The organism is Pseudomonas sp. GW823-FHT06E10, from assembly GCF_058794995.1.
Map to the genome: position 1 here is coordinate 1 of NZ_JBXAHJ010000033.1, position 2,053 is coordinate 2,053.

Below are 2,053 nucleotides of genomic sequence, written 5' to 3' on the forward strand. Positions count from 1 at the left end.
AAAACAAAACCCCTACCTGCATACGCAGATAGGGGTTTCGGAATTTAATCTTGACGATGACCTACTCTCACATGGGGAAACCCCACACTACCATCGGCGATGCATCGTTTCACTGCTGAGTTCGGGATGGGATCAGGTGGTTCCAACGCTCTATGGTCGTCAAGAAATTCGGGTACTGAGTCGTGGCCGGCTGGCCTCGCTTCAGCAAATTGGGTATGTGATAAAAATCGGTGTTTTGTGAGCGTCGAACTTTCGGTTCTTTCGTCTTCACACACCGCAATCTGATGCTCTTTCGAGTAGTCAAATTGCTTGGGTGTTATATGGTCAAGCCTCACGGGCAATTAGTATTGGTTAGCTCAACGCCTCACAGCGCTTACACACCCAACCTATCAACGTCGTAGTCTTCGACGGCCCTTCAGGGGACTCAAGGTCCCAGTGAGATCTCATCTTGAGGCAAGTTTCCCGCTTAGATGCTTTCAGCGGTTATCTTTTCCGAACATAGCTACCCGGCAATGCCACTGGCGTGACAACCGGAACACCAGAGGTTCGTCCACTCCGGTCCTCTCGTACTAGGAGCAGCCCCTCTCAAATCTCAAACGTCCACGGCAGATAGGGACCGAACTGTCTCACGACGTTCTAAACCCAGCTCGCGTACCACTTTAAATGGCGAACAGCCATACCCTTGGGACCGGCTTCAGCCCCAGGATGTGATGAGCCGACATCGAGGTGCCAAACACCGCCGTCGATATGAACTCTTGGGCGGTATCAGCCTGTTATCCCCGGAGTACCTTTTATCCGTTGAGCGATGGCCCTTCCATACAGAACCACCGGATCACTAAGACCTACTTTCGTACCTGCTCGACGTGTCTGTCTCGCAGTCAAGCGCGCTTTTGCCTTTATACTCTACGACCGATTTCCGACCGGTCTGAGCGCACCTTCGTACTCCTCCGTTACTCTTTAGGAGGAGACCGCCCCAGTCAAACTACCCACCATACACTGTCCTCGATCCGGATAACGGACCTGAGTTAGAACCTCAAAGTTGCCAGGGTGGTATTTCAAGGATGGCTCCACGCGAACTGGCGTCCACGCTTCAAAGCCTCCCACCTATCCTACACAAGCAAATTCAAAGTCCAGTGCAAAGCTATAGTAAAGGTTCACGGGGTCTTTCCGTCTAGCCGCGGATACACTGCATCTTCACAGCGATTTCAATTTCACTGAGTCTCGGGTGGAGACAGCGCCGCCATCGTTACGCCATTCGTGCAGGTCGGAACTTACCCGACAAGGAATTTCGCTACCTTAGGACCGTTATAGTTACGGCCGCCGTTTACCGGGGCTTCGATCAAGAGCTTCGCGTTAGCTAACCCCATCAATTAACCTTCCGGCACCGGGCAGGCGTCACACCCTATACGTCCACTTTCGTGTTTGCAGAGTGCTGTGTTTTTAATAAACAGTCGCAGCGGCCTGGTATCTTCGACCGGCGTGGGCTTACGGAGCAAGTCCTTCACCCTCACCGGCGCACCTTCTCCCGAAGTTACGGTGCCATTTTGCCTAGTTCCTTCACCCGAGTTCTCTCAAGCGCCTTGGTATTCTCTACCCAACCACCTGTGTCGGTTTGGGGTACGGTTCCTGGTTACCTGAAGCTTAGAAGCTTTTCTTGGAAGCATGGCATCAACCACTTCGTGTTCCAAAGGAACACTCGTCATCAGCTCTCGGCCTTAAGATCCCGGATTTACCTAAGATCTCAGCCTACCACCTTAAACTTGGACAACCAACGCCAAGCTGGCCTAGCCTTCTCCGTCCCTCCATCGCAATAACCAGAAGTACAGGAATATTAACCTGTTTTCCATCGACTACGCTTTTCAGCCTCGCCTTAGGGACCGACTAACCCTGCGTCGATTAACGTTGCGCAGGAAACCTTGGTCTTTCGGCGTGGGTGTTTTTCACACCCATTGTCGTTACTCATGTCAGCATTCGCACTTCTGATACCTCCAGCAAGCTTCTCAACTCACCTTCACAGGCTTACAGAACGCTCCTCTACCGCATCACCTAAGTG

2 rRNA genes (1 of these 2 cut by a window edge) are annotated in these 2,053 nt (G+C 52.2%); both read right to left on the bottom strand.

What is annotated here, in order from left to right:
* Positions 1 to 48 precede the first annotated feature (48 nt).
* Positions 49 to 164, bottom strand: a 5S ribosomal RNA gene (gene rrf / locus AC1Q6Y_RS27970).
* A 156-nt stretch (positions 165 to 320) separates the two neighbouring features.
* Positions 321 to 2,053: ribosomal RNA gene (locus AC1Q6Y_RS27975) — 23S ribosomal RNA — on the bottom strand; it runs 1,253 nt beyond the window's last position.